The sequence below is a fragment of the Actinomadura sp. NBRC 104425 genome (assembly GCF_030269545.1).
GTDB lineage: Bacteria > Actinomycetota > Actinomycetes > Streptosporangiales > Streptosporangiaceae > Spirillospora > Spirillospora keratinilytica.
In genome coordinates this window covers 296,554-320,790 of the sequence record NZ_BSTN01000003.1, presented here as the reverse complement: position 1 = coordinate 320,790, position 24,237 = coordinate 296,554, and the positions used below count along the sequence as shown (strand labels likewise).

The following is a 24,237-nucleotide window of genomic DNA, read 5'->3' as shown; positions in this document are numbered from 1 at the left end:
GCTAGCATCCGGCCGTGGAGTTCGCCGGCGCGTTGCGGCAGGCCATCCGGGGCAGCGGCCTGACCCTGGAGCGCATCCGCCACCGCCTCGCCCGCCGCGGGGTGTCGGTCAGCGTGGCGACGCTGAGCTACTGGCAGCGCGGGCGCAGCCGGCCCCGGTCCCGTCCCGTCGTGGCGGCGCTGGAGGAGATCCTGCAGGTGCCGGCCGGGACGCTCACCGGCCTGCTGGACGAGCCGCCGGGCCCGGGCGGCGCCGCCGGACGCGGTGCGGCGGGCTCGGGCGACCGCGCCGACCGCGCGCGTGCCGCCGCCGACCTGTGGCCCGACCCCGAGCTGTACGCGCGCGTCGTCGGGCAGCTCGACCGCTCGGCCGACCACCGGCTCGACCGCCTCAGCGCCCACGACGTGTACCGGCTGGACGCCGCGCGCCGCCCCCGCTCGCTCTCGGTGCGCGAGGTGCTGCGCGCGGCCGGCGACGACGCCGACCGGGTCGTGTGCGTGCACACCGTGGCCCCCGCGGCGGATGCGGACGGGGCGCCGCGCGCGGTGCTGACCGGGCTGCGGTACTGCCGCGCCGGGCGGATCCGCGCCGAGGGCGGGCTGATGGCGTTCGAGCTCGTGCTGGACCGCGTCCTTTCGGCGGGGGAGACCGCGGTCGTGGAATACGAGCTCGTCCTGCCCGCCGACGGGCCGCCCGCGGTGGACTACCGGCGCCGTTTCGCCCGCCCGGTGCGTGATTATCTTTCGGTGGTCCGATTTCACCAGGAAATGATCCCCGCGCGCTGCTACGGTTTCTTCCAGGAGAGCTGCGACGCGCCGCGGGAACGGCTCGGCGAGCTGTGGATCGGCGCGTCCGGCAGCGCGCATATCGCCGCGGGGGCGGTGCGGCGCGGCGTCCTCGGCGTCGAATGGGAATGGGACTGACCGAACCGGCCGGCGAAACGGCGCCGCAGGGAAAAGGTGCCGTCCGAAATCGCAGATCCCGGTAAACATCGCTGACATGAACGCGATGCAATCGTTATCCAGTGGCCCGGCTGTGAAATTCGGGGTGCCGTTGAAGACATTGACGGACGTCCCGCCCCGAAACGAGGATCTCATCGGTCCCCCTGTCCTCCCGCTCACGGAGAAACGATGAGACGACGTACCCTGCCCATCGCCGTCCTCGCCGCCGTTCCCCTGGCCGTGGCGGGCGCCCTGCCCGCCGGAGCCGCTCCCGCCGCCCCCGCCGTCCCGGTCGCCATGGCGGCCGCCGGACAGGGCGTCGCCGGACAGTACATCGTGACGCTGAAGAAGGGCGTCTCGGTCGACTCGACCGTCACCAAGCGCGGAATCCGCACCCAGCACCGCTTCGGCAAGGTGCTGAACGGCTTCTCCGCCAAACTCACCGATGCCCAACTGTCCAAGTTGCGCACCACGCCCGGTGTCGCGTCCATCGAGCAGGACGCCGTCATCACGGTGGACGCCACGCAGAACAACCCGCCATCGTGGGGCCTCGACCGCATCGACCAGACGAACCGGCCGCTGTCGAACAGCTACACCTACAACTCCACCGGTGCGGGCGTGAACGCCTACATCATCGACACCGGCATCTACACCGCGCACTCCGACTTCAACGGCCGCGCCACCAACGTCTACGACGCCCTCGGCGGCAACGGCCAGGACTGCAACGGCCACGGCACCCACGTCGCGGGCACCGTCGGCGGCACCACCTACGGCGTGGCCAAGGCGGTCAACCTGCGCGGCGTGCGCGTGCTCGACTGCAGCGGCAGCGGCACCACCTCCGGCGTCATCGCCAGCATGAACTGGGTGGCCAGCAACCACGTCAAGCCCGCCGTGGCGAACATGTCGCTGGGCGGCGGCTACTCCTCCTCCCTGAACACCGCCGCCAACAACCTGGCCGGCGCCGGCGTGTTCCTGGCCGTCGCCGCGGGCAACGAGACCACCAACGCCTGCAACCGCTCGCCGGCCAGCGCCGCCAACGCCACAACGGTCGCCGCGAGCACCAGCACCGACGGCCGGGCCTCCTACAGCAACTACGGCTCGTGCGTCGACCTGTACGCGCCCGGCTCGTCCATCACCTCCACGTGGCTGAACGGCGGCACCAACACCATCAGCGGCACGTCGATGGCCACGCCGCACGTGACCGGGACCGCCGCCCTGTACAAGGCCACCTACGGCGACGCCTCCTACAGCACCATCCGCAGCTGGCTGGTCAGCAACGCCACCTCCGGCGTCATCACCGGCAACGTGTCGGGCACCCCGAACCTGCTGCTGAACAAGCGCTCCCTGTGACGGGCGCACCGGTGCCGGGCATCCGCGCGTCCGGCACCTGACCCCGTGCGGCGGAACCCCCGCCGCGCCGACCCTGACACGGGCCCCGCGAAGCCGCTCCGGCGGCTCGCGGGGCCCCTGTTTTGTGGAAACTTGCCCGTTGGAAAAGCCTGGCCGCCGCCTTACAGTTACCCCGCAGGTTTTCACTGCTGTTGTCAAGGCCGATCACAGGGGGCGCGGCCGTTGCCCTGTCTACCGGAGGCCGATGATGACGGTGCAGAGCGCCACGACGGAGGACGACCTCGCCGAGGTACTGCGGTACGGCCCGTTCAACGTGGCCCTGCACGCGGCGATCCAGGCCCGCGGGCTCAGCCTGGAGGCCCTGCGGCGGCGGCTGGAGGCGCAGGGCATCGCGGTCAGCCTGTCCACCCTCAGCTACTGGCAGCGCGGCCGCACCCGCCCCGAACGCGCCGACTCGCTGCGCGCGGTGCGGGAGTTGGAGGTCATCCTCGGCCTGCCCCGCCACTCCCTGCTCACTCTGCTGAAGCCGACCGCCGAACGGTCGGCCGGCCCCTGGCTGCCGGTGGAGGCGCTGTGCCCGGAGCCGGGCGTGCGCGACCTGGTGGACGAGATCGGCGAGCGCGGTGAACGCATGCTCACCGGGCTCAGTCTGCACGACCAGTACGTCCTCGGCCCCGACCGGGAACTGCGCGAGGTGCGCACCCGCGCGGTGTTCCAGGCCCGGCAGCGCGGCGCGGACCGGTGGATCGCCGTCTACCACCATCCGCACGGCATCCTGCCGACCTCCCGCACCGCGCACGGCTGCCGCTTCGGCCGCGTCCGCATGGACGGCGCCAGCGGCCTCATCGCCGCCGAGCTGCTGTTCGACCGCGCCCTCGGCCGCGGCGAGACCTACCTGCTGGAGTACGGGTTCGGCTTCGAGGGGACCGGCGGCCCGGCCGTCACCGAGGAGGGCCGCGGCTTCCGCACCCCGCAGCACGAGTACCTCATCGAGGTGCGCTTCCACCCGGCGGCCCTGCCCGCCCGCTGCTACCGCACCTGGCGCCCCGACGCACACACGGCCCTGAAGGACTCGGCCGACCTGCGCCTGTCCGCCTACCACAGCGTCCACTTCATCGAGTTCGGCATGGCCGCCGGCTACCACGGCATCCGCTGGGAGTGGACGTAGCACCGGACCCGGCCGGAGGCTGCGCTATCTGACGAGCAGGTCGAGCAGGCGGGACAGCTCGGCGGCCGGGTCGTCGGTGAGGCCGGCGTGGACGGGGCCCGGCTGGACGATGGTGCTGCGGGGGGCGGTGAGCCAGCGGAAACGGCCGCCCGGGGGCTCCCCGGCGGCCTGGCCGGCGCGTTCGCCGCCGCAGCACAGGGCGTCCACGGCGTGCAGGGCCTTGCGGACGCCGTCCAGGTCGAGGGACGGGTCGAGGGCGAGCAGCCGGCGTTCGTCCAGGTGCGTGCGGCAGCCCAGGAAGTCCTTGGCGCGGCAGTAGACGACGACGCCCACGTTCATGGCCTCGCCGCGCTCCACCCGGGGGACGACGCGCAGCGTGGCGTACTCGAAGACGGTGCTCACCGGGAGCCACCCCCGCCCAGCCGGCTCGGGCGCTTCTCGCCGCGGCGCGTGCCGGTGTCGGGCCGGCGGTGCGCGACGTCCAGTTGCGGCAGCCAGGCGCGGGGCTCGGCGGCGCGGGCGAGCAGCAGCTCGACGTAGGCGTCGCGGGCCGCGTCCGCGCCGTCGAAGTGGGGGTCGCCGTCCAGCCAGCGGTCGGGCACCAGGCCGAGGACCTCCCGCAGGAGGGGCTCGGTGATGCGGGGCGCCAGCTCGGCCTCGGCATCGGCCAGGGCGGTCGCGTACCGGGTGAGGACGTGGTCGTCCACGTCGTACGGGCCGGAGAACACGCGGGAGGCGTTGGCCCAGGCGTGATGGAAGTACAGGCTGGCGCCGTGGTCGATCAGCCACACGTCGCCGTGCCAGACCAGCATGTTGGGGTTGCGCCAGCTGCGGTCCACGTTGCCGATGAACGCGTCGAACCACAGCACCCGGGAGGCGAACCCGGCGTCGGGCGTCCAGCCGAGCGGGTCGAAGCCGAGCGAGCCGGGCAGGAAGTCGACGCCGAGGTTCCAGCCGGTGGACGCCTTGAGCAGGTCCTGCACGTCGGGGTCGGGCTCGTGCCGGCCGATCGCCGGATCCAGATCGATGATCACCTGGTCGGGCACGCGCAGGCCCAGGCGGCGGCCCAGCTCCCCGGCGATCACCTCGGCGACCAGGGCCTTGCGGCCCTGCCCGGCACCGGTGAACTTCATCACGTAGGTGCCGAGGTCGTCGGCCTCGACGACGCCGGGCAGCGATCCGCCCTCCCGCAGGGGCGTCACATATCGGATGGCGGTCACGAGCGGCAACACGCGATCACGCTATCCGGTGCGGGCGCCGACCGGGGAGCCGGGCCGCTGGGAGGATGGGCGCATGGCGACGCTGGTGGACCTGTCGGTGCCCCTCGTGACCGGGATGCCGGTGTACCCGGGCGACCCCCGGGTGGAGATCGGCCCGGCGCTGACGGCGGCGCGGGACGGCGTGAACGTGCAGCGGGTGCACATGGGCTCGCAGTCCGGCACGCACGTGGACGCGCCGTACCACGTCGACGACGCCTGGCCCCGCCTGGACGAGCTGCCGCTCGACCGGTTCACCGGCCCGGCGGTGGTCATGGACGCGCGCGGGCTGCCGCCCCGCACCGCGATCGGGCCCGAGCGGCTGCCGGACGGCCTGGCGCCGGGCGTGGTGCTGCTCATCGCGACCGGATGGTCGGCGCGGTGGGGCGGTGAGGAGTACCTGGCGCACCCGTACCCGGCGGTGGAGACGGCCGAGGCGATCGCGGCGGCGGGGGTGCGCACCGTGGGCATCGACGCGCTGAGCGTCGACCGCACGCCGCCGCCGGGCGACGGGTCGTTCTCCCTGGCCGTGCACCGGGTGCTGTGCGGCGCCGGAGCCGTGATCGCGGAGAACCTCACCGGACTCGACGCGCTGCTCCAGGCGCAGGCGGCGGGGCGGCGCGTCGAGGTGTCGCTGTTCCCCATCCGGCTGGACGGGGACGGCGCGCCGGTCCGCGCGGTCGCCCGGCTGGACTGATCGCATCTCGTCGATCGCATTGCGGCGATGACATTGCGGCGATCACATTGCGGCGATCACATTTTGGCGATGACCTCCTCGGCGAAGCGCTCCATGGTGGCGAGCTTGAGCGCGAGGGTGCGGCCGTGGCGGGCCTTCTCCTCCGGGGTGGCCAGCCACCAGGGCGCGGCCATGGTGCCGGTGACGCCGCGGTCGGCCCACCTGCGGTACAGGTCGGCGCTCGGCAGGGCGCCGATCGGCGCGATCACCTTCAGGTCGTCGAGCGTGCGGCCGTGGTCGGACAGGTGCCGGGCGAGGCGGGCGAGCACGTGGGCGAGCTGGTCCTCGGTGTAGATCCGGTTGCCGATCCAGCCGTCCCCGATGCGGGCGGCGCGGCGCAGGGCGGCGTCGCTGTCGCCGCCGATGTAGACCGGGACGGGGCGGCCGGGGACGGGTGCGATGCTCAACGGCCCGAAGTCGTAGTGGGCGCCGTGGTGCTCGACCGTCCCGCCCCGCCAGAGCGTCCGCAGGGCGGGGATCATCTCGTCCAGGCGCCTGCCGCGCGTGTGGAAGTCCTGCCCGGTCTGCAGGAACTCGTCCTTGCACCATCCGACGCCCACGCCGAGGATCGTGCGGTCGCCCGACAGGACCGCGGCCGTGGACACCGCCTTGGCGACGGTGAACAGGTCGCGAGCGGGCGCGATGTAGACGTTGGTGGCGAAGCGGACCCGCTCGGTGACGGCGGCCATCGCACCGATCGTCACCCACACGTCCGGCCAGTGCGTGCCGGGCTCGTACGGGGGCGCGCCGGTGTCGCTGTAGGGATAGGGGGACTGGTAGTCGGCGTAGAAGATGTGGTCCGACACCGCGACCGCGGCGTATCCGAGCCGGTCCGCGGCCTGCGCCAGCGGGACGTACTCGCGGGTGTCGACGAACGCGGCCCCGAGCCAGAACTCCATGCGCGTCTCCTTCCACGGCGGCCTCCCCTCCGGGCCCCGGGGGCCGGGGCCCCGGAGAGGGGGAGGTCAATCCTGGAACTCGGGGATGACCTTGGTCGCGAACAGCTCCAGGTTGCGCTTGACCGTGTCGGTCGGCAGCACGCCCTGCTGGCCCTGCATGAACAGCCCGAACCACTCCAGGTCGGGCATGCGGTCGAGCATGCGCTGGATGCCGCGCTTGACGTCGTCCGGGGTGCCCAGCAGCGCCAGCTCCACCTCGCTCATGCGCTTGAAGTCGCCCTTCTCCGGCGAGATGGGCCGGTGCCGGTCGTCCTCCTTCTTGCGCAGCACCTCCAGGTAGCCGAACGGGCCGAAGAACGCGGCGAAGTCCTTCTGCATGCCCTTGCCGTAGATCTCGATGGCCTCCTCCTTGGTGTCGGCCATGCCGACGACCTTGAGGATGCCGGTGTGCTCGCCGAGCTTGTAGTTCCGGCCGGCCTTGGCGCACTCCTCCTGGTAGAGCCTGGCCTTCTTGGCGTGCTCGTCGGGGTTGGGGGTGAACATCCACGGCAGGATGTCCTCCTGCGCGCAGCGGATGACCGACCGGTCGGAGATGGTGAACGGCTGCCACAGCTCCGGGTGCGGGTTCTGGTAGGGGCGCGGGCACACCGACACCGACCGGATCACGCCGTTGTCGTCGATCTCGCCGGGGGCGCCGAACGTGCGGGTCCACTCGGCGGCGGGCCACCCCTCGATGCCGCTGTAGGGGGCCGGGACCTCGTAGTCCAGCACGTCGCTCTTGTAGCGCAGCGAGTCCTGCGTCCACGCCAGCTTCATGATCTTCAGGATCTCGCCGAAGACGTCGAAGTTGCGGTTGTCGGACGCCGAGCCGTCGGAGCGGGCCGCGGCGGTGTGCCAGCGCTGGCCGAGCACGTTCATCCACCGGTTCTGGTAGCCGCGCGCCACGCCCAGGCGCAGCCGGCCCTTGGAGAAGTGGTCCAGCAGCGCCACGTCCTCGGCCGCGCGGATCGGGTCCCAGGCGGGCAGGACCAGCCCGAGCGGGGCCAGCAGGATCCGCTCGGTGCGGGCGGCCAGGTCGGTCAGGAACATCAGCGGGTTGACCGAGAACTCGAACCCCTCGGAGTGGAAGTGGTGCTCGGTCATCATCAGCGCGTCGAACCCGATCTGGTCGGCGTGCACGGCGATGTCGCGCACCTCGTCCAGCAGCTTCTGGTAGGACTCGACGTCGCGGCCGATCGGCCGCCGGGCCTTGGCGTTCTCCTCGGCGGCGTACCCGGATCCGGGGATCTGCGGGTTCATCATGATCGCAAACTTCACGCGGGCATCTCCTTGTCGAGCGTGTCGAGCCTGTCGAGTTCGGTGAGCCAGTCGGTGGCGACGTGCAGGAACTCCGCCGGGCGCTCGGCGTGCAGCCGGTGCCCGCCGCCCGGCCAGACCAGGGCGCGGGAGGCGGGGTGCTTGAACAGGCCGCGCTCCCAGTCGGCGGACCCGGCCTGAGCGTGCGACCAGCACGACAGCACCGGGCAGGCGCGCCGGGCCAGGTAGGCGTCGGCGGCGGGGCGCACGCCGAACTGGTCGTCGCCGGAGTACATCCCGGCGAACCCCTCGGCCAGGGCCTGCGGCGCCGTCCCGAGGATCTTGCGGCGGTGCCACTCGCGCAGCCACGGCGGCGACGCGGCGGTGTAGCACCAGGCGTCGTTGGCCAGCGCGGTGCCGTACGGGTCGGCGCGCAGCCCCTCGATCATCGCGGGGAACGCGGCGGCGACGTCCGGCGGCTGCCCGTAGCCGGGGTCGACGCAGACCAGGGCGCGCACCCGGCCGGGGTGCTCGACGGCGAGCGCGCTGACCACCAGGGCGCCCAGGGAGTGCCCGAACGCGGTGACGCGCGGCACGTCCAGGCGGTCCAGCAGGCGCACCAGGTCGGCGGCCAGCTCGCGCGGCCGGTACCCGGAGTCCGGCGCCGAGGAGTAGCCGTGGCCGCGCAGGTCGGGGGCGATGACGCGGTGCCCGGCGGCCAGCCGCGGCAGGTGCGGCACCCAGTCGTGGGAGTCGGCGCCGAGGCCGTGCACCAGCAGCAGCGGGGCGCCGTCCGCGTCGGGCGGCCCGTCGTCGGTGTAGAACAGGCGGACCTCGCCGAGCTCCGCGAAAGGCATGGCCCCTCCGAATCGGTCCGTGTGGACCGCGGTCGCCGACATTCCCGAACAAGCGCACGCTACATCAATCGCGGTTAGCCGAGCAATCGCTTGGTTAGGATGTGTGGCGTGGTCCGGGGAGGAGCGGACGGGACCCGGAGGCGGAGGGGAGCGCGCGGATGCGGCTGGGGATCACGATGTTCGCCACCGACCTGACGGTGCCGCCGCACGAGCTGGCCCGCGCGGCCGAGGAGCGCGGGTTCGCCTCGCTCTACCTGCCCGAGCACACGCACATCCCCGTCTCGCGGCGCACGCCCCCGCCGACCGGCGACGACGTGCTGCCCGAGGAGTACGCCCGCACGCCCGACCCGTTCGTCGCGCTGGCCGCCGCCGCTGCCGTCACCGAGCGGATCGCCCTCGGCACCGGGGTGTGCCTGCCCGCCCAGCGCGACCCGATCGTGACCGCCAAGGCCGTCGCCACGCTGGACCGCATCTCCGGCGGCCGCGTCGTGCTCGGCGTCGGCTACGGCTGGAACGCCGAGGAGGCCGCCGACCACGGCGTGCCCTGGACGCGCCGCCGGGCCGTCGTGCGCGAGCACGTGCTGGCCATGCGCGAGCTGTGGACGCGCGACGAGGCGTCCTTCGCCGGCGAGTTCGTGTCTTTCGAGCCCTGCTGGTCGTGGCCCAAGCCCGCTGGCCGCGTGCCGGTGCTGCTGGGCGGGGCGCCCGGCCCCACGCTGTTCGCGCACGTCGCCGAGTACGGCGACGGATGGATGCCGATCGGCGGGGCGGGCGTGCGCGAGGCGCTGCCCGCCCTGCGCGCGGCGTGCGAGGCCGCCGGGCGCGCGATGGCGCGGGTCGTGCCGTTCGGGACGCTGCCGACCCCGCGCAAGCTCGACTACTACGCCTCGCTCGGGATCGACGAGGTGGTGCTGCGCGTCCCCGCCGGGGGCCGCGACGCCGCGCTGGCCGTCCTGGACGACTACGCCGCGGCCTACCTGGACCGCTAGCGGAGCCCTGCTCGGGCTAGCGCACCATCCGGAAGCACAGCCACGTCGGGAAGCGGTTGGCGACCCCCTGGTTGGCGCGGACGGCGCCCAGGATCAGCAGCACCCACTGCGCGACCATGTGGAACAGCAGCACCGGCACGAAGCAGATGACCAGCGGTGCCGGATGCTGGAACACCGCCGCGAGCACCCCGCCGACCGCCAGCGCGATGAGGACGTGCAGCAGGTAGGTGATCTGCACGTTGAGCGACTGCGCGGCGTGGTGCCGCACGAACGGCGACTCGTTCTTCTTGACGAAATACAGCACCAGCGGCGCGAGGAAGCCCACCGCGATCGTGAGCACGTAGCACAGCAGCGCCCAGGTGGTGTCGTCCGGCCTGACCGGGCCCTGCGGGTTCGGCGGGACGCCGGGCGGCCCGTACCCTCCCGGCGGCTGCGGCCCGTAGCCGTAGGGGTTCCCGGCCCCGGGACCCGAGCCGTACCCGGGGGGAGGCGTGTATCCGGGAGGCGGCGGCGCTCCAGGCGCCTGCCCATAGGGGGAGTGGTGCGGAGGCGGCTGGTCGTTCACGTCGTTCCTCTCGCCGGCGGAGGGTCAGCAGGAATCTATACGAGCTCGCCGACGCCGCAGGAGAGTCACTCGAAGACGACGACGGAACGGGCCACGGCGCCCGACCGGACGTGCGCGACCGCCTCGTTGATCTCCTCCAGCGGGACGCGCTCGCTGACCAGGCCCGCCAGGTTCAGGCGGCCGCGCCGGTAGAGGTCGACCAGCAGGGGCAGGTCGCGGGCGGGCACGGCGTCGCCGCCCTGGGTGCCCATCAGCCGCCGGGACGCGAACAGCCGCCCGGCGGGCAGCCGCAGCTCGGCGTCGGCGGCGGGGCTGCCGACCATGACGGTGGTGCCGCCGGGCCGGGTGGCGGCGAACGCCTCGGTCAGCACCTGCGGCACGCCGGTGGCGTCGAAGGCGTAGTCGACGCCGCCGCGCACGATCCCGCCGACCCGGCGCGGCAGGTCCCCGGCGGGCAGCGTGTGCGTGGCGCCGAACTCCTCGGCCAGCTTGAGCTTGGCGTCCACCACGTCCGCGGCGATGATCGTGGTGGCGCCGGCCAGCGCGGCGCCCTGCACCACGTTCAGCCCGACGCCGCCGCAGCCCGCCACCAGCACGCTGGCGCCGGGCTCGACCCGCGCGGTGTTGAGCACCGCGCCCACGCCGGTGACGACACTGCAGGCGGTCAGCGCGAGCAGGTCGAGCGGCGCGTCTTTTGCGACCTTGACGCACATCGCCTCGGCCACCACGACCTTCTCGGCGAAGGCGCCGATGCCGATGTAGGGCCGCACGGCCTGGCCGCCGGCCGACAGCCGGGTGCTCCCGTCCGGCATCGTGCCCGTGATCGCGGCCAGCCGGGCTGGCCCCGAGCACAGGTGCGCGCGGCCGCGGGCGCACTCGCGGCAGCGCCCGCACGGCCCGTTCATCGCGACGATCACATGGTCGCCGGGCCGGACCGCGGTGACGCCGGGGCCGACCTCCTCCACCACGCCCGCGCTCTCGTGGCCGAGCACGCACGGCAGGTGCGACACCACCGGGCTCTTGCCGTCCAGGGCCTTCAGATCGGAGCCGCAGACGCCGGACGCGGCCACCGCGACCTGCACCTCGCCCGCCGCGGGGGCCTGCACCTCGACCTCGGCGACCTGCAGCGGGGCGCCGAACTTACGCAGCAGCGCCGCGCGCATCACCGTGCTCGCCACGTCGCTCACCTCCGCGCAGCACGCTAGCACCAAGCATTTGCTTGGTCGAGCGTCTCGGGTGCGCCGACTCCGGCGGCGGGCGGCGCGAGGTCGCCGTTGACACCCCCGACCGCCGGTGGCGTCCGTCTGCGACCGGGTCGTCGTGCTGGGCCTCGGCGAGGTGATCGCCGACGGGCCGCCCGGCACCGTCCGCAAGGACCCCCGGGTCCGCGCCGCCTACCTCGGCCGACCGCCTGCGCCGCGGGATCAGCCGAGGACGCGGTCGAGGTTGAACGCGGCGCTGATCAGGGCCAGGTGGGTGAAGGCCTGGGGGAAATTTCCCTGCTGCTCGCCGGTGCGGCTGATCTCCTCGGCGTACAGGCCCAGGTGGTTGGCGTAGGTGAGCATCTTCTCGAAGGCCAGGCGGGCCTCGTCGACGCGGCCGGCGCGGACCAGGGCCTCCACGTACCAGAACGAGCAGATGGAGAACGTGCCCTCCTCGCCGCGCAGCCCGTCCGGGCTGGCCGCCGGGTCGTAGCGGTAGACCAGCGAGTCCGACACCAGGTCGGCGGTCAGCGCGTCCAGGGTGGACAGCCACTTGGGGTCGGTGGGGGAGACGAACTTGCCCAGCGGCATCATCAGCAGCGCGGCGTCCAGGACGTCGCCGCCCTCGTACTGGACGAACGCCCGCCGCCGCGCCGACCAGCCGCGGTCCATGATCCGCCGGTAGATCGCGTCCCGGGCCTGCCGCCAGCGGCGCAGGTCGGCGGGCAGGCCGCGGTGGTTGGCCAGCCGGACGGCCCGTTCGATCGCCACCCAGCACATCAGCCGCGAGTACAAAAAGTCGCGCCGCCCGCCGCGGGTCTCCCAGATGCCCTCGTCGGGCTGGTCCCAGTGGTCGCACACCCAGTCCACCAGCGTGCACACCTGGTCCCAGTGGTCGCTGGAGATCGGCTGCCCCCACTTGTCGTACAGATAGACCGAGTCGATCAGCGCGCCGTAGATGTCCAGCTGGAGCTGCCCGACGGCGCCGTTGCCGATGCGCACCGGCGCCGAGCCGCGGTGGCCCTCCAGATGGTCGAGCACGCGTTCGGGCAGGTCGGTGCGCCCGTCGATGCCGTACATGATCTGCAGCGGGCCGTCGGCGCCGCCGCCGCGCAGGCTGACGTGCCGGATCAGGAAGTCCATGAACGCCTTGGCCTCGTCGGTGAAGCCCAGGCGCAGCAGCGCGTAGACGCAGAACGCGGCGTCGCGCACCCACACGTACCGGTAGTCCCAGTTGCGCTCGCCGCCGATCCGCTCGGGCAGGCTGGTGGTCGGCGCGGCCACGATCGCCCCGGTCGGGGAGTAGGTGAGCAGCTTGAGGGTCAGGGCCGAGCGGTGCACCATCTCCCGCCACCGGCCCCGGTAGCGCGACGCCGACAGCCAGCGCCGCCAGAACCGCACGGTGGCGTCGAACTGCCGGTCGGCCTCGGCATGCGGGCAGCCGCGCGGCGGGACCCGGTCGCTGATCCGGTCGAGCGCGAGCACCTCGGCGTCGCCCTCGGCGAGCTTGAACTCCGCCCAAACGTCCCGGTCGTCGTGCTCGACCGGGACGGTGGAGGTCAGCGCCAGCGTCAGCGACGCCGACTCGAACACCGCCATGCCGCCGTGCAGGCGCAGGACGTGCGGGTCGGCCCCGTACCCGAACCGGGGCGCCACCCGCGTCCGGAACGGCACCGACCCGCGCACGCACACCACCCGCCGGATCAGCCGGTGCCGCTCCTCCTCCCCCGGGCCGGCGACGGGCATGAAGTCCTGGACCTCGCCCACCCCGTCGTCGGTGAAGAACCGGGTGATCAGCACGTTGGTGTCGGGGAAGTAGAACTGCTTGGTCGCCGCCGGTGTCGCGGCGGCCAGCTCGAACGAGCCGCCCCGGTCGGCGTCCAGGATCGCGGCGAACACGCTGGGCGAGTCGAACGACGGGCAGCAGTACCAGTCGATCGTGCCGTCCGTGCCCACCAGCGCCACGCTCCGCAGGTCGCCGATCAGTCCGTGCTCGGCCACCGGCAGATACCGGGACGCATCGTCGTCCGCCCGGTGCCGCATTCCCTCGACCATGGCAAGCCCCCCGTGTCTTCCCAGCGTAAGCCCGGAATCGGCGCCGGTCGTGCCCCGCCCTGTCCGCGGGCGGGCGGGGCGGGGGCATGATGGGAACGCCCGTTTCGGTCATCAGTGAGAGGAGTTTCGGCGTGGGAGTCGAGTTGGCACGGCGGCTGCCCGGGGTCTTCCGGACGGACCCGACCACGCGCGCGGCCTACTCCTCCGACGCGTCCCTCTACCGGCAGGTCCCGGCGGCGGTGGCCGAGCCGCGCTCGGCGGAGGAGCTGGCGCTGGTCCTGGAGATCGCGCGGGAGGCGGGCCTGCCGGTGACCATGCGCGGCGGCGGCACGTCCATCGCGGGCAACTCGATCGGCGCGGGCGTCGTCGTCGACACCTCGCGCCATCTCGACCGGATCCTGGAGATCGACCCGGACGCGCGGACGGCCGTCGTGCAGCCCGGCGTGGTGCTGGACGACCTGCGCGCGGCGGCCGGCGAGTACGGCCTGACGTTCGGGCCGGACCCGTCCACGCACTCGCGGTGCACCCTCGGCGGGATGATCGGCAACAACGCGTGCGGGTCGCATTCGGTGGCCTGGGGGACGACGTCCGACAACGTCTTGGCGCTGAAGATGCTGACGGCCGACGGCAGGGAGCTGCACGCCCGGCGGGGCACCTCGGGGGACGCGGCCATCGACGCGGACCTGACCCGGTTGCGCGACGCGCACCTGGCCCCGCTGCGTACGGAACTGGGCAGGTTCAGCCGCCAGGTGTCGGGCTACGGGCTGCACCACCTGCTGCCGGAGCGCGGGTTCGATGTGGCCAAGGCGCTGGTGGGCAGCGAGGGCACCTGCGGGGTCGTCACCGAGGCCACCGTGCGGCTGGTGCCGGTCCCCAACGCCCGGGTGCTGGCCGTCCTGGGGTTCCCCGACGTGTTCGTCGCCGCCGAGCTGGCCCCGGTGGTGGCGGGCATGGGCGCGTTGACCGTCGAGGGCATGGCGTCCGACATGCTGGACGCGCTGCGTTCCCAACCGGGGCGGGCCACGGCCGGGGCGGAGCTGTGCGAAGGCGGCGGCTGGCTGTACTGCGAGGTCGGCGGCGATTCCGTTGCGCACGCGCGGGAGGCGGCGCACGTGCTCGTCGACAGCGTGCGGGAGCGTCTGCCCGAGGTCACCTCGGTCGTGGTGGAGGACCCGCGCAAGATGCGGGCGCTGTGGTGGATCCGGGAGGCCGGCTCGGGCATCGTCACGCGGCGCCCCGGGGGCGGAGAGGCGTGGCCCGGGTGGGAGGACTCGGCCGTGCCGCCCGCCGCCCTCCCCGGTTACCTGCGCGACCTGTACGCGCTGATGCAGCGGCACGGGTTGCACGGCGTGCCGTACGGGCACTTCGGCGAAGGGTGCGTGCACCTGCGCGTCGACTTCGACCTCGCCGACGAGCCGGGTGTGGCGGGCTACCGGCGGTTCGTGGAGGACGCCGCCGACCTGGTGGCGTCCTACGGCGGCACGGTGTCGGGCGAGCACGGCGACGGGCGCGCCCGCTCCGAACTGCTGCCCCGGATGTACTCGGCGGACCTGCTCAAGGCGTTCGCCGCATTCAAGGACGTCTTCGACCCCGGCCGCCGGCTCAACCCCGGGGTGCTCGTCGATCCGGCGCCGCTGGACGCCGACCTGCGGCCCGGCCCGGGACGCGACGCGCTGCCCGTCACACCGGTGCACGCGCTCTCCCGCGACGGGGGCTCGTTCGCGGCGGCGGTGCACAGGTGCGTGGGCGTGGGCGCGTGCCGCACCCTGGACGCGGGGGCGATGTGCCCGTCGTTCAAGGTGACCCGGGACGAGGTGCACTCGACGCGGGGACGCGCGCGCGTGCTCGCCGAGATGCTGCGCGGCCGCACCGTCACCGGCGGCTGGCGGTCCACCGAGGTGTTGGACGCGCTCGACCTGTGCCTGTCCTGCAAGGCGTGCGCGCACGAATGCCCCGTGAACGTCGACATGGCCACGTACAAGGCCGAGTTCCTGCACCGCCACTACGCCGGGCGGCGGCGCCCCATGGCGCACTACTCCATGGGGTGGCTGCCGTTGTGGTCGCGCATGGTGTCCGGGGCGCCCGCCCGCCTCGTCAACGCCGCCCTGGCGCGTGACCGCGTCGCCGGGGCCGTCAAGCGCTTCGCCGGTGTGGAGCCCCGCAGGCAGATGGTGCGGTTCGCGGAGGAGAGCCTGCAACGGTGGTTCCGGCGGCGCGGTCCCCGGCCCGGGGGCGGCCGGACGGTCGTGCTGTGGCCCGACACCTTCACCAACTTCCACACCCCCGAAGTGGGGCGCGACGCGATCGAGGTGCTGGAGGCGCTCGGATACCGCGTCGTCGTCCCGCCCGGCCGGGTCTGCTGCGGGCTCACATGGCATTCGACGGGGCAGCTCACGGTGGCGCGGCGCGTGCTGCGGCACACGCTGGACGTCCTGGAGCCCGCCCTTGCCAGGGGCCTGCCCATCGTCGGCCTGGAGCCGTCGTGCACCGTCATGCTCCGGGCCGAGGCGCCCGAGCTGCTGCCGGACGACGAGCGCGCGGACAAGCTCGCATCCGGCATGACGACCCTGGCCGAGGTCGTCGCCGAACACGACGGGGACTGGCCGTTCGCCGCACTGGACGCGCGGGCCGTCGCGCAGGTGCACTGCCACCAGGAGGCCAAGGGCTCCTACGACGCCGACCGCGCCGTCCTGGCGCGCCTCGGCGTCGACCCGGACGTGGTGGGCGCCGGCTGCTGCGGCCTGGCGGGCAACTTCGGGTTCGAGCCGGGCCACTGGGAGGTCTCCCAGGGCTGCGCCGAACGCGAGCTGTACCCCAAGGTGCGCGCGGCCTCCGGCGACGACCTCATCCTCGCCGACGGGTTCTCCTGCCGCACCCAGATCGCCCAGGGGACGCACCGTGAGGGCCTGCATCTGGCCCAGGTCCTGGCGCGCGCCCTGCGCTACCGTCGGCGGACATGAAGGACGACGCTCCGCCCGAGAGGAATCCGTATCCGCTGCCCGGCCAGGACTGGGCGGACCAGTCCGCCCCCCAACCGCAGCGTGCCGCCGGACGACGCCCGGGCGGCTGGTGGCCGCGGAACACGACGTCGAGAGACCGCGCGAAGTTCAAGGATGTGGTGCTGTCGTGGCGCGTGGTGGCCGGGGTGTGGGTGGTCGCGCTCGTCATGCTGGTGGGGCGGCACGTCCTCGGCATCGGGGACGACGACGCCTATGTCGCACCGCCGCCCTCCTGGGAGCCGCCGTCGCCGTCGGCCGAGCCGGTCAGCACCGTCCCGGTGAAGGTGACCGGCTGGAAGGCGGTGACCAGCGACAAGTACGGCTTCACCTACGACGTCCCGAAGTCCTGGCGGATCAACTCGCCGACCCTGCTCATCGGGTTCGAGGACAAGGACGGCAAGCCGCTCGCCGCGATGAGCGCGACGGCCGAGTACCGCGACGGTTTCTGCGCGAGCGAGCGGGTCTCCTCGCGCGCGGCGACCGGCTTCAACCAGTACATCGACGGCACGGTGCCGCAGGTGGCCGAGCACGCGGCCCGCAAGTGGGCGAAGGCCGCCTACACCCCCGACAACGGCCCGGAGCCGAACGTCTCCCTGAGCACGCCCCGGACGGTCTCAGTAGGACGGCACAAGGGGGTGCACGTCGTGGCGGACGTCACCGCGATCAGCCAGGCCGCGCCGTGCCAGCCGCCGCGCGCGCTCGTCCACATCGTCGCGGTGCCGGGGCGGGAGAAGGGCAAGACGGTCGCTTTCGTCCTGTACGCCGACCAGGGCGTCGCGGACGCCGCGCCGAAGCGGACGCTCGAGAAGATCGCGGGCAGTCTCCGCCCCAGCTGACCGAGTGCTGATCGGTAGATGTGCGACATGATCACGCCTGTGCTTCCGGTGACGCTGCCCGTCTTCGGCGACCTCCTGCGGCACGGCCCGAGCCAACGTTCTAGAATCCCACTCGGCCGATTTCCACTCGGCCGATGGGAAAGGGAGGCGGCATGAGCGGCGCCGGGGCGGCGATGCGCCGGGTCTTCGTGGACGGCGAGCGGGCCGAGCTGGACGAGCCGCGGGCGGCGGAGCTGGCCGGGCTGGCGGCGCGGGTCCGCGAGCTGACCGAGGCCGTGGTGCACACCGACGTCGACGCCGCCGAGGTCGCCGCCGTGAGCGAGGAGATCGCGGCGCTCACCCGGCGGCTGTCGGCCGCGCGCCGCGCCGCCCCGCCGATCGCCGCGCCCGCCCCCGGCGCGCCGCTCTTCGGCCGCCAGCTCGCCAACCCCGTCATCGGGCCGCTCAACCCGATCGCCCCGCCGGTGGAGATCCACACGCGCTCCGACCGCACGGTGTACTGCGACTTCACGCTGACGTCGGTCTACGAGGGCCCGCCCGGCTTCGTGCACGGCGGCGTGTCGGCGATGGTCCTGGACCAGCTGCTCGGCGCCGCCGCGCACGCGGCCGGCGCGCCCGGCATGACCGTCGCGCTCGACCTGCGCTACCGGCGGCCCACGCCCTACGGCGTGCCGCTGCGCGGCGAGGCCGAGGTCACCGAGGTCGTGGGCCGCCGCACGCACACCGCCGCCCGCATCATCGCCCCGGACGGCACGGTGACGGTCGAGGCCACCGCCGTGTTCGTGCTGCCCCGCGGCCTCACTCCCGAGGTTCTCGGGGGCTCGGACCAGCCGCCCGGGGAGCGGGCGCGGAGTAGGCGTCATCTGCGGTGATGTCGGCGCGGGAGCGGTCCGGCAGCAGCGCTATCGCGGTCAGCGTCAGCGCCGACGCGACGACCATCGCGACGGAGATGGCCCACCAGCCGTGGTCGTGCAGCAGCCAGGTCGCCAGCAGCGGCGCCGGGCCGCCCGCGACCACCGAGGCGAGCTGGTACCCCAGGCCTGCCCCGCCGTAGCGCAGCCGGGTCGGGAAGCTCTCGGCGATCATCGACGCCTGCGGTCCGTACTGCAGGGAGTGCGTGAGCTGCGCCAGCATCACCGCGCCCACCACCACGACGGCGACCCCGGTGTTGAGCAGCGCGAAGTACGGGAAGGCCAGCACCGCGACCAGCAGCGCCCCCGCCGCGTACACGCGGCGGCTGCCGATCCGGTCGCCCAGGTGCCCGGCCGCCGGGATCGCGAACAGCTCCAGCACGGATGCCAGCGTCACCGCGCCCAGCGCGAGCCCCTGCGCCATGCCCAGCTCGTCATGGATGTAGGTCAGGGCGAACGAGGTGAAGATGTAGAACGGCATCTGCTCCGAGCAGCGCAGCAGCGCGCTCAGCACGATCTCCCGGGGGTGGCGGCGCACCACCTCGGCCACCGGCACCCGCGCCACCTGCCGCCGCTCGACGATCTCGGCGAACAGCGGGGTCTCCAGGACCTGCAGCCGCACCCACAGCCCGAGCGCGACCAGCACCAGGCTGAGCAGGAACGGCACCCGCCAGGCCCAGGAGGTGAACGCGTCCTCGGCCGACAGCGCGATCGCGGTCATCGCCCCGGTGCCGAGGATCAGCCCGATCGGCACGCCGATCTGCGGCAGGCTGGCCATCAGCCCGCGCCGCCGCTGGTCGCCCCACTCCATGGCCAGCAGCACCGAGCCGCTCCACTCGCCGCCGACCGCGATGCCCTGCAGGATCCGCAGCGCCACCAGCAGCACCGGCGCGGCCACGCCGATCGCCTCGGTGCCGGGCAGCACGCCGATCAGCGCGCTGGAGAACCCCATCAGCAGCAGCGTGACGATCAGCGTGGCCTTGCGGCCGAGCCGGTCGCCCCAATGGCCGAACAGCGCCGCGCCGACCGGCCGGGCCGCGAACCCGACCGCGTAGGTGGCGAACGCCGACAGCGTGCCCGCGTAGTCGGTGGAGCTGGGGAAGAAGACGTCCTTGAAGACGATCGCGGCGGCCGTGTTGTAGAGGAAGAAGTCGTACCACTCGATGGAGGTGCCGACGACGCTGGCGACGGCGGCCTTGCGCACCTGGTCGCGTCGCGCGGCCGCATCCACGTCGCGGGCGCCGCCAGGCCCTGCGGGATCGGGCACCATCGGGGACTCTCCTTTCCGCCCCCGATCACGGCTTGTCCGGGCAGGGTGATACCCCGGGGAGATCAGTCCGCAAACCGGCGAATGTGGCCGAGATCACGGCCGGATTTCGTCGGCCTCATGTGAACGGTCGGCCGCCGTTTGCCGTCGAGCGTCGCCCACCGGCCCCGGCGATCACCGCGACCTTGCCCTCGGGCATCATGACCGCTAGCGTACCAAGCGGTCGCTAGGTTGGTGGCGGTGGTCCGGCGGGCCGCCGGCAGCGGGGAGGACGCGTCCATGGGCATCACCCTTGCCAGCGATGTCGGCGGCACGTTCACCGACGTGGTGCTCGCCGGGACGGACGGCCGGGTGCACGTCGCCAAGACCCTCACCACCCCCGCCGACCCCGCCGAGGGACTGCTGCGCGGCGTCGAGCAGGTGCTCGCCGCCTCGGGCACGCCCCCGCAGGCCGTCGAACGGGTCGTCCACGCCACCACGCTCGCCACCAACGTCATCCTCGAACGCACCGGAGTGCCCGTCGCGTTCGTCACCACGCGCGGCTTCCGCTCCATGCTGGCGCTCGGACGGCACGCCCGCGTGGAGGAGGAGCGCTACGACCTGGCGTTCACGCCGCCCGAACCGCCCGTCCCCCTGAGGCACACGTTCACCGTGCCCGAACGCCTCGCCGCCGACGGCTCGGTGCTCCAGCCGCTGGACGAGGACGCCGCCGCCCGCGTCGCCGACGACATCGCGTCCCTGGACGTGTCGGCGGTGGCGATATGCCTGCTGCACTCCTACCTCAACCCCGTCCACGAGGACCGCCTCGCCGAGATCGTCGCCGCGCGGCTCCCCCAGGGGACCCCCGTGGTCACCTCCTCGTCGGTGTGGCCCGAACTGGGCGAGTACGAACGGGCCACCACGACGCTGATGTCGGCCTACGTCGGCCCCGTCATGGCGGCGTACCTGCGCCGCCTCGGCGGGCGGCTGCGCGCCCTCGGCGTCACCGCGCCCGTGCACGTCATGGAGTCGGCCGGGGGCGTGCTGCCCGCCGCGCTCGCCGCCGCCCGCGCCGTCCACACCATCGAGTCGGGGCCCGCCGCCGGGGTCATCGCCGCCGCCCGGCAGGGCGCGCGGCGCGGCCTGGCCGACCTCATCTCCTTCGACATGGGCGGCACCACCGCCAAGGCAGGGCTGGTGCGCGGCGGACGCCCCGGCATCACCCACGAGTTCCAGGTCGGCGGCAAGGGCAGCTTCGGCGGCCGCCGCCCCGGCACCGGCGTGCCCATCAAGGTCCCCGCGATCGACCTGGCCGAGGTCGGCTCCGGCGGCGGCTCCATCGCCTGGGTGGACGCGGGCACCCTGCGCGTCGGCCCGCGCAGCGCCGGCGCCGACCCCGGGCCCGCCTGCTACGGGCGCGGCGGCACCCTGCCCACCGTCACCGATGCCGACCTAGTCCTCGGCCACCTCGACCCCGGCGGCTTCGCCGGGTTCCGCCTGTCGCCCGACCTTGCGCGCGCCGCGATCGACGAGCACGTCGCCCGCCCGCTCGGCGTCGACGTGGTCCGGGCGGCGGCCGCGATCCACGACATCGCCAACGCGCAGATGGGCGCCGCGGTCCACGTCGTCACCGTGCGGCGCGGCATCGACCCGCGCGGCTTCACCCTGGTCGCCCTGGGCGGCGCCGCCCCCACGCACGTCGTCCGGCTGGCCGAGCGGTTCGGCATCGGCCGGGTGCTGGTGCCGCCGCGGGCCGGCGTCGGCTCCGCCGTGGGGCTGCTGTACGCCGACCTGGCCGTCGAACGGGCCCGCACCTTCCTCGCACCGGTGAGCACGCTGGTCTCCTGCTCGGCGAGCCGCGACGCGCTCGGCGAACTGGCGTCTGCGCTGGCCGACCTGGAACGTGCCGCACGCGCCGACCTGGAGACCGGCGAGCCGGGCACGGTCGTGCGGTCGCTGGGCATGCGGTTCATCGGGCAGGCCCACGCGTTCACCGTCGAGCTGCCGTCCGGCCCCGTCATGCCCGAGGCCGTGCAGCGCGCCGCCGACGAGTTCCGCAAGCGCTACCGCGAGTCGTACGGCATCGAACTGCGCGACCCGGTGGAGGTGACCACGGCGCGGGTGCGCGTCGTCCTGCCGGCCGGGGCCGACACACCGGCGCACACGGCGCCCGACGGCCCCGCGGCGGACGGCACCCGCCGGGTGTGGCTGGACGGCGCCTTCCGCGACGTCCCCGTGCACACCCGCGACGGCTGCGCGCCCGGCGCCGAACTCCCCGGCCCCTGCCTGGTCACCGAACCCCAGTGCTCCCTGCTCATCCCGCCCGGCTGGCGCGGCACCGTCGACCGGGACGGCGCCCTGCTGCTCGAAGGAGGCACCGCATGAGCGGCGGCGACGACCTCACCGCCGAGATCCTGCGCAACGCGCTGTGCACGGCCGCCGAGGAGGCGGGCATCGTCGTGGTGCGCTCGGCCTACTCCACGTTCATCGTGGAGGGCGCCGACGCGGCCGCCGCCGTCCTGGACGCGCGCGGCCGCCTCGTCGCGCACTCCCTGTCGACGGCGCTCATCCAGTGCGCCAGCCTGCGCAGCGCCCTGCCGTACGTCCTGCGCGCCTACCCGCCCGCCGCGATGCGCCCCGGCGACGTGTTCGCGCTCAACGACGTCTACCAGGGCGGCATCCACGCCAACGACCTGCTGGTGTTCCGCCCGGTGTTCGTCGGCGGCGCCCCCGCCTACTTCACCGGGACGCTCATCCACGTCGCCGACCTGTCCGGGCTGTCGGCGGGCGGCATGGCCTCCGACGCCACCGACGTCTACCTGGAGGGCCTGCAGCTGCCGCCCGTCCGCATCGCCACCGCGGACGGCCTGGCGGACGAGATGGTGCGCGTGCTGGCCGCCAACAGCCGCACCCCCGACCGGCTCGTCGGCGACCTGCGCGCGCTCGTCGCGGGCGCGAACGTCGCCGCCCGCCGCCTCGAGGAGATCATCGACGCGCACACCCCGGACGGCCTGGCCCGCGGGATCGAGGACTACCTCGCCCACACCGAGCGCCGCATGCGCGAGGGCCTGGCCGCCCTGCCGCCCGGCACCCACCGCGGCGAGTACCGGCTCGACGACGGCCACCTGGTCCGCGTCGCCGTCACCGCGGACGGCGCCGGCGGCGTCGTGGTCGACTTCGCCGGCACCGACGAGCAGGTCCCGCTGCCGGTCAACTCCGGCTTCTCGCAGACCCACGGCGGCGTCATGTACGCGCTGCGCTGCTTCGTCGACCCGGCCCTGCCCATGAACGAGGGCTGCTTCGCCCCCGTCGAGGTGCGCATGCCCCGCGGCACCCTCGTCAACTGCACGCCCCCCTACCCCGGCGGAGGCCGCTTCGGCACCGTGGCCGCCGCCGAGGAGGCCATCTTCGCCGCCCTCACCGGGGCGCTGCCCGCGGGCGGCGTCGCCGCGTCCGGCATCCTGCAGGCGTTCAGCATCAGCGGGGCGCGCCGCCCCTGGCTGCACATGTCGTTCGACCTCGGCGGCATGGGCGCCCGCGACGGCTGCGACGGCCCCGACGCCACCGGCGCGCTGTTCGGCGGCGGACGCAACATCATCCCGCAGGCCGAGCCGATCGAGGCGCGGCTGCCGGTGCGGATCGAGGAGGTCTCGCTGATCCCCGACTCGGGCGGCGCCGGCCGCCACCGGGGCGGGCTCGGCACCCGCACCGTGATCCGCGTGCTGGAGGACGCCCGCGTCGACACGCGCGGCGACCGGCTGCTGCGGCCGCCGCCCGGCGCGGCCGGCGGCCGCCCCGGCCGCGCGGGCGGCTACTACCGCGAGCGCGCCGACGGCACCCGCGAACCGCTCGGCTCGCGGGCCACCCGCCAGCCGCTGGCCGCCGGGGAGGCCCTGGTCGTGGAGACCTCGGGCGGCGGCGGATACGGCGACCCCGCGGGCCGCGCGCCCGAGGCCGTCGAACGCGACCTCGCCGACGGCCGCATCACCCGCTGGGAGGCGCCGTGAAGTTCGGCGTACCGCTCGGACTGGTCCACCCCGGGGCCTGGCGCGACCTGGCCGTGGCGGCCGACCGGCTCGGTTTCGACTCGGTGTGGCTGCCCGAGCACCTGGTGTTCGCCACCGACCTGTCCACCGCCGCCTACCCCGGTTCCGGCGAGCCCGGCATCCGCCCGCAGACGCCGCTGTTCGACGCGCCCGCCTACCTGTGCGCGCTGGCCGCCGTCACCGAGCACGTGCGGCTGGGCACCGCCGTCTACCTCTACGCGCTGCGCCATCCGTTCGTCGCCGCCCGCGCCTTCGCCACCCTCGACCAGGTCTCCGGCGGCCGCGCCATCGTCGGCGTCGGCGCGGGCTGGTACGAGGGGGAGTGGCGCGCCGCCGGGGTCGACTTCGCCACCCGCGGACGGCGCCTGGACGAGGCCATCGCCGTGTCCCGCCGCCTGTGGACGGAGCCGGCCGTCGAGCATCACGGCGAGTTCTTCGACTTCCCCCGGGTGGCGTTCGAGCCCAAGCCCGTGCAGCGTCCGCTGCCCGTCCACGCGGGGGGCGAGTCGCGGGCCGCCCTGCGCCGCGCCGCGGCCCTGTGCGACGGCTGGATCAGCATGCCGCAGACCCTCCGGGGCGTCCGTCCGAAGCTCGACCTGCTGCGCGACCTGCGCGCCGCCGCCGGGCGCGCCGACGCGCCGTTCGAGATCACCGTGCACGCCTACGAGCTGTCCGGCCCCGAGGAGATCCGCCACTGGGAGCGGCTGGGCGTCGACCGGCTCATCGTCCGCCCCTGGACCCGCACCCGCGACGCCGTCCCGGCCCTCATCGACTTCGCCGACCGGTACGGGGTGCGACACGCGGCCTGATCATGAGTTGAGCGGTCTGTCGGGACATCTCCGCCATACTCGGAAATCCGCACGATCGGGGCGTGTCGGTACCAAC

Annotated in this window: 20 protein-coding genes and 1 pseudogene; 12 read left to right on the top strand and 9 right to left on the bottom strand. The window is 74.0% G+C overall.

The genetic code is table 11. The features are described 5' to 3' along the window. The first annotated feature begins 14 nt into the window (after nucleotides 1-14). From QSK22_RS07255 to QSK22_RS07245, 3 genes are all read left to right on the top strand, one after another. The gene (locus QSK22_RS07255; RefSeq protein ID WP_285493215.1) at nucleotides 15-923 is read left to right on the top strand and encodes a hypothetical protein; all 909 of its coding nucleotides are present in this window, start codon (nucleotides 15-17) and stop codon (nucleotides 921-923) included. Between the two features lie 207 nt (nucleotides 924-1,130). Continuing rightward, nucleotides 1,131-2,291, top strand: coding sequence for a S8 family peptidase (locus QSK22_RS07250; protein WP_285493214.1), 1,161 nt, complete (start codon nucleotides 1,131-1,133; stop codon nucleotides 2,289-2,291). A gap of 244 nt (nucleotides 2,292-2,535) precedes the next feature. Beyond that, a complete protein-coding gene (locus tag QSK22_RS07245) occupies nucleotides 2,536-3,459 on the top strand; it encodes a hypothetical protein (RefSeq protein ID WP_285493213.1) in 924 nt (307 codons plus the stop codon). A 24-nt stretch (nucleotides 3,460-3,483) separates the two neighbouring features. Here QSK22_RS07245 and QSK22_RS07240 read toward each other — a convergent pair whose 3' ends face one another. Further along, complete coding sequence (locus QSK22_RS07240; protein ID WP_285493212.1) at nucleotides 3,484-3,861, bottom strand: DUF3037 domain-containing protein; 378 nt, start codon at nucleotides 3,859-3,861, stop codon at nucleotides 3,484-3,486. After that, entirely contained in the window at nucleotides 3,858-4,691 is an 834-nt protein-coding gene (locus QSK22_RS07235) for a HipA family kinase (protein WP_285493211.1), read from the bottom strand. Before QSK22_RS07235 ends, QSK22_RS07240 begins: the two co-directional genes overlap by 4 nt. A 61-nt stretch (nucleotides 4,692-4,752) precedes the next feature. On the opposite strand from QSK22_RS07235, the gene QSK22_RS07230 reads away from it, so the two are divergent. Continuing rightward, on the top strand, nucleotides 4,753-5,412 hold the full coding sequence (locus QSK22_RS07230) for a cyclase family protein (RefSeq protein WP_285493210.1): 660 nt from the start codon (nucleotides 4,753-4,755) through the stop codon (nucleotides 5,410-5,412). A 56-nt stretch (nucleotides 5,413-5,468) separates the two neighbouring features. On the opposite strand, the gene QSK22_RS07225 is transcribed toward QSK22_RS07230, so the two are convergent. From QSK22_RS07225 to QSK22_RS07215, 3 genes are all read right to left on the bottom strand, one after another. After that, nucleotides 5,469-6,350, bottom strand: coding sequence for a TIGR03619 family F420-dependent LLM class oxidoreductase (locus tag QSK22_RS07225; RefSeq protein ID WP_285493209.1), 882 nt, complete (start codon nucleotides 6,348-6,350; stop codon nucleotides 5,469-5,471). Nucleotides 6,351-6,416: 66 nt separating this feature from the next. Continuing rightward, nucleotides 6,417-7,667 carry an LLM class flavin-dependent oxidoreductase gene (locus QSK22_RS07220; protein WP_285493208.1) on the bottom strand — a complete coding sequence of 417 codons (1,251 nt, stop codon included), beginning with the start codon at nucleotides 7,665-7,667 and terminating at the stop codon, nucleotides 6,417-6,419. Further along, entirely contained in the window at nucleotides 7,664-8,503 is an 840-nt protein-coding gene (locus QSK22_RS07215; protein ID WP_285493207.1) for an alpha/beta fold hydrolase, read from the bottom strand. The genes QSK22_RS07220 and QSK22_RS07215 overlap by 4 nt, the downstream gene beginning before the upstream one ends. A 158-nt stretch (nucleotides 8,504-8,661) precedes the next feature. Here QSK22_RS07215 and QSK22_RS07210 point away from each other — a divergent pair, with 158 nt between their 5' ends. Beyond that, nucleotides 8,662-9,492, top strand: coding sequence for an LLM class F420-dependent oxidoreductase (locus QSK22_RS07210; RefSeq protein ID WP_285493206.1), 831 nt, complete (start codon nucleotides 8,662-8,664; stop codon nucleotides 9,490-9,492). Between the two features lie 16 nt (nucleotides 9,493-9,508). On the opposite strand, the gene QSK22_RS07205 is transcribed toward QSK22_RS07210, so the two are convergent. Together QSK22_RS07205 and QSK22_RS07200 are read right to left on the bottom strand one after the other, a co-directional pair. Further along, complete coding sequence (locus QSK22_RS07205) at nucleotides 9,509-10,057, bottom strand: DUF4870 domain-containing protein (RefSeq protein ID WP_285493205.1); 549 nt, start codon at nucleotides 10,055-10,057, stop codon at nucleotides 9,509-9,511. 65 nt (nucleotides 10,058-10,122) lie between these two features. After that, a complete protein-coding gene (locus tag QSK22_RS07200; RefSeq protein WP_285493328.1) occupies nucleotides 10,123-11,220 on the bottom strand; it encodes an alcohol dehydrogenase catalytic domain-containing protein in 1,098 nt (365 codons plus the stop codon). 130 nt (nucleotides 11,221-11,350) lie between these two features. On the opposite strand from QSK22_RS07200, the pseudogene QSK22_RS33690 reads away from it, so the two are divergent. Then, nucleotides 11,351-11,455, top strand: a pseudogene (locus QSK22_RS33690) (ABC transporter ATP-binding protein C-terminal domain-containing protein); the annotation flags it as partial. Nucleotides 11,456-11,481: 26 nt separating this feature from the next. Here QSK22_RS33690 and QSK22_RS07195 read toward each other — a convergent pair. Continuing rightward, a complete protein-coding gene (locus QSK22_RS07195) occupies nucleotides 11,482-13,314 on the bottom strand; it encodes a glycoside hydrolase family 15 protein (RefSeq protein ID WP_285493204.1) in 1,833 nt (610 codons plus the stop codon). A gap of 131 nt (nucleotides 13,315-13,445) precedes the next feature. Here QSK22_RS07195 and QSK22_RS07190 point away from each other — a divergent pair, with 131 nt between their 5' ends. From QSK22_RS07190 to QSK22_RS07180, 3 genes are all read left to right on the top strand, one after another. Next, nucleotides 13,446-16,274, top strand: coding sequence for an FAD-binding and (Fe-S)-binding domain-containing protein (locus tag QSK22_RS07190; protein WP_285493203.1), 2,829 nt, complete (start codon nucleotides 13,446-13,448; stop codon nucleotides 16,272-16,274). Next, nucleotides 16,271-17,149 carry a DUF8017 domain-containing protein gene (locus tag QSK22_RS07185; protein ID WP_285493202.1) on the top strand — a complete coding sequence of 293 codons (879 nt, stop codon included), beginning with the start codon at nucleotides 16,271-16,273 and terminating at the stop codon, nucleotides 17,147-17,149. Before QSK22_RS07190 ends, QSK22_RS07185 begins: the two co-directional genes overlap by 4 nt. 152 nt (nucleotides 17,150-17,301) lie before the next feature. Beyond that, nucleotides 17,302-18,021: a PaaI family thioesterase gene (locus QSK22_RS07180; protein WP_285493200.1), complete on the top strand. Its 720-nt coding sequence runs from the start codon at nucleotides 17,302-17,304 to the stop codon at nucleotides 18,019-18,021. Here the strand turns inward: QSK22_RS07180 and QSK22_RS07175 are convergent. Continuing rightward, nucleotides 17,948-19,330: an MFS transporter gene (locus QSK22_RS07175; RefSeq protein WP_285493199.1), complete on the bottom strand. Its 1,383-nt coding sequence runs from the start codon at nucleotides 19,328-19,330 to the stop codon at nucleotides 17,948-17,950. The genes QSK22_RS07180 and QSK22_RS07175 overlap by 74 nt on opposite strands. A gap of 276 nt (nucleotides 19,331-19,606) precedes the next feature. Between QSK22_RS07175 and QSK22_RS07170 the strand changes: the two genes are divergently transcribed. Genes QSK22_RS07170 through QSK22_RS07160 form a run of 3 tightly spaced genes read left to right on the top strand, consistent with a single transcriptional unit; the run spans nucleotide 19,607 to nucleotide 24,161 of the window. Further along, a complete protein-coding gene (locus QSK22_RS07170; protein WP_285493198.1) occupies nucleotides 19,607-21,691 on the top strand; it encodes a hydantoinase/oxoprolinase family protein in 2,085 nt (694 codons plus the stop codon). After that, a complete protein-coding gene (locus tag QSK22_RS07165) occupies nucleotides 21,688-23,313 on the top strand; it encodes a hydantoinase B/oxoprolinase family protein (protein ID WP_285493197.1) in 1,626 nt (541 codons plus the stop codon). Before QSK22_RS07170 ends, QSK22_RS07165 begins: the two co-directional genes overlap by 4 nt. After that, nucleotides 23,310-24,161, top strand: a complete 852-nt coding sequence (locus QSK22_RS07160; RefSeq protein WP_285493195.1) for a TIGR03619 family F420-dependent LLM class oxidoreductase — start codon at nucleotides 23,310-23,312, stop codon at nucleotides 24,159-24,161. The genes QSK22_RS07165 and QSK22_RS07160 overlap by 4 nt, the downstream gene beginning before the upstream one ends. Nucleotides 24,162-24,237 lie beyond the last annotated feature (76 nt).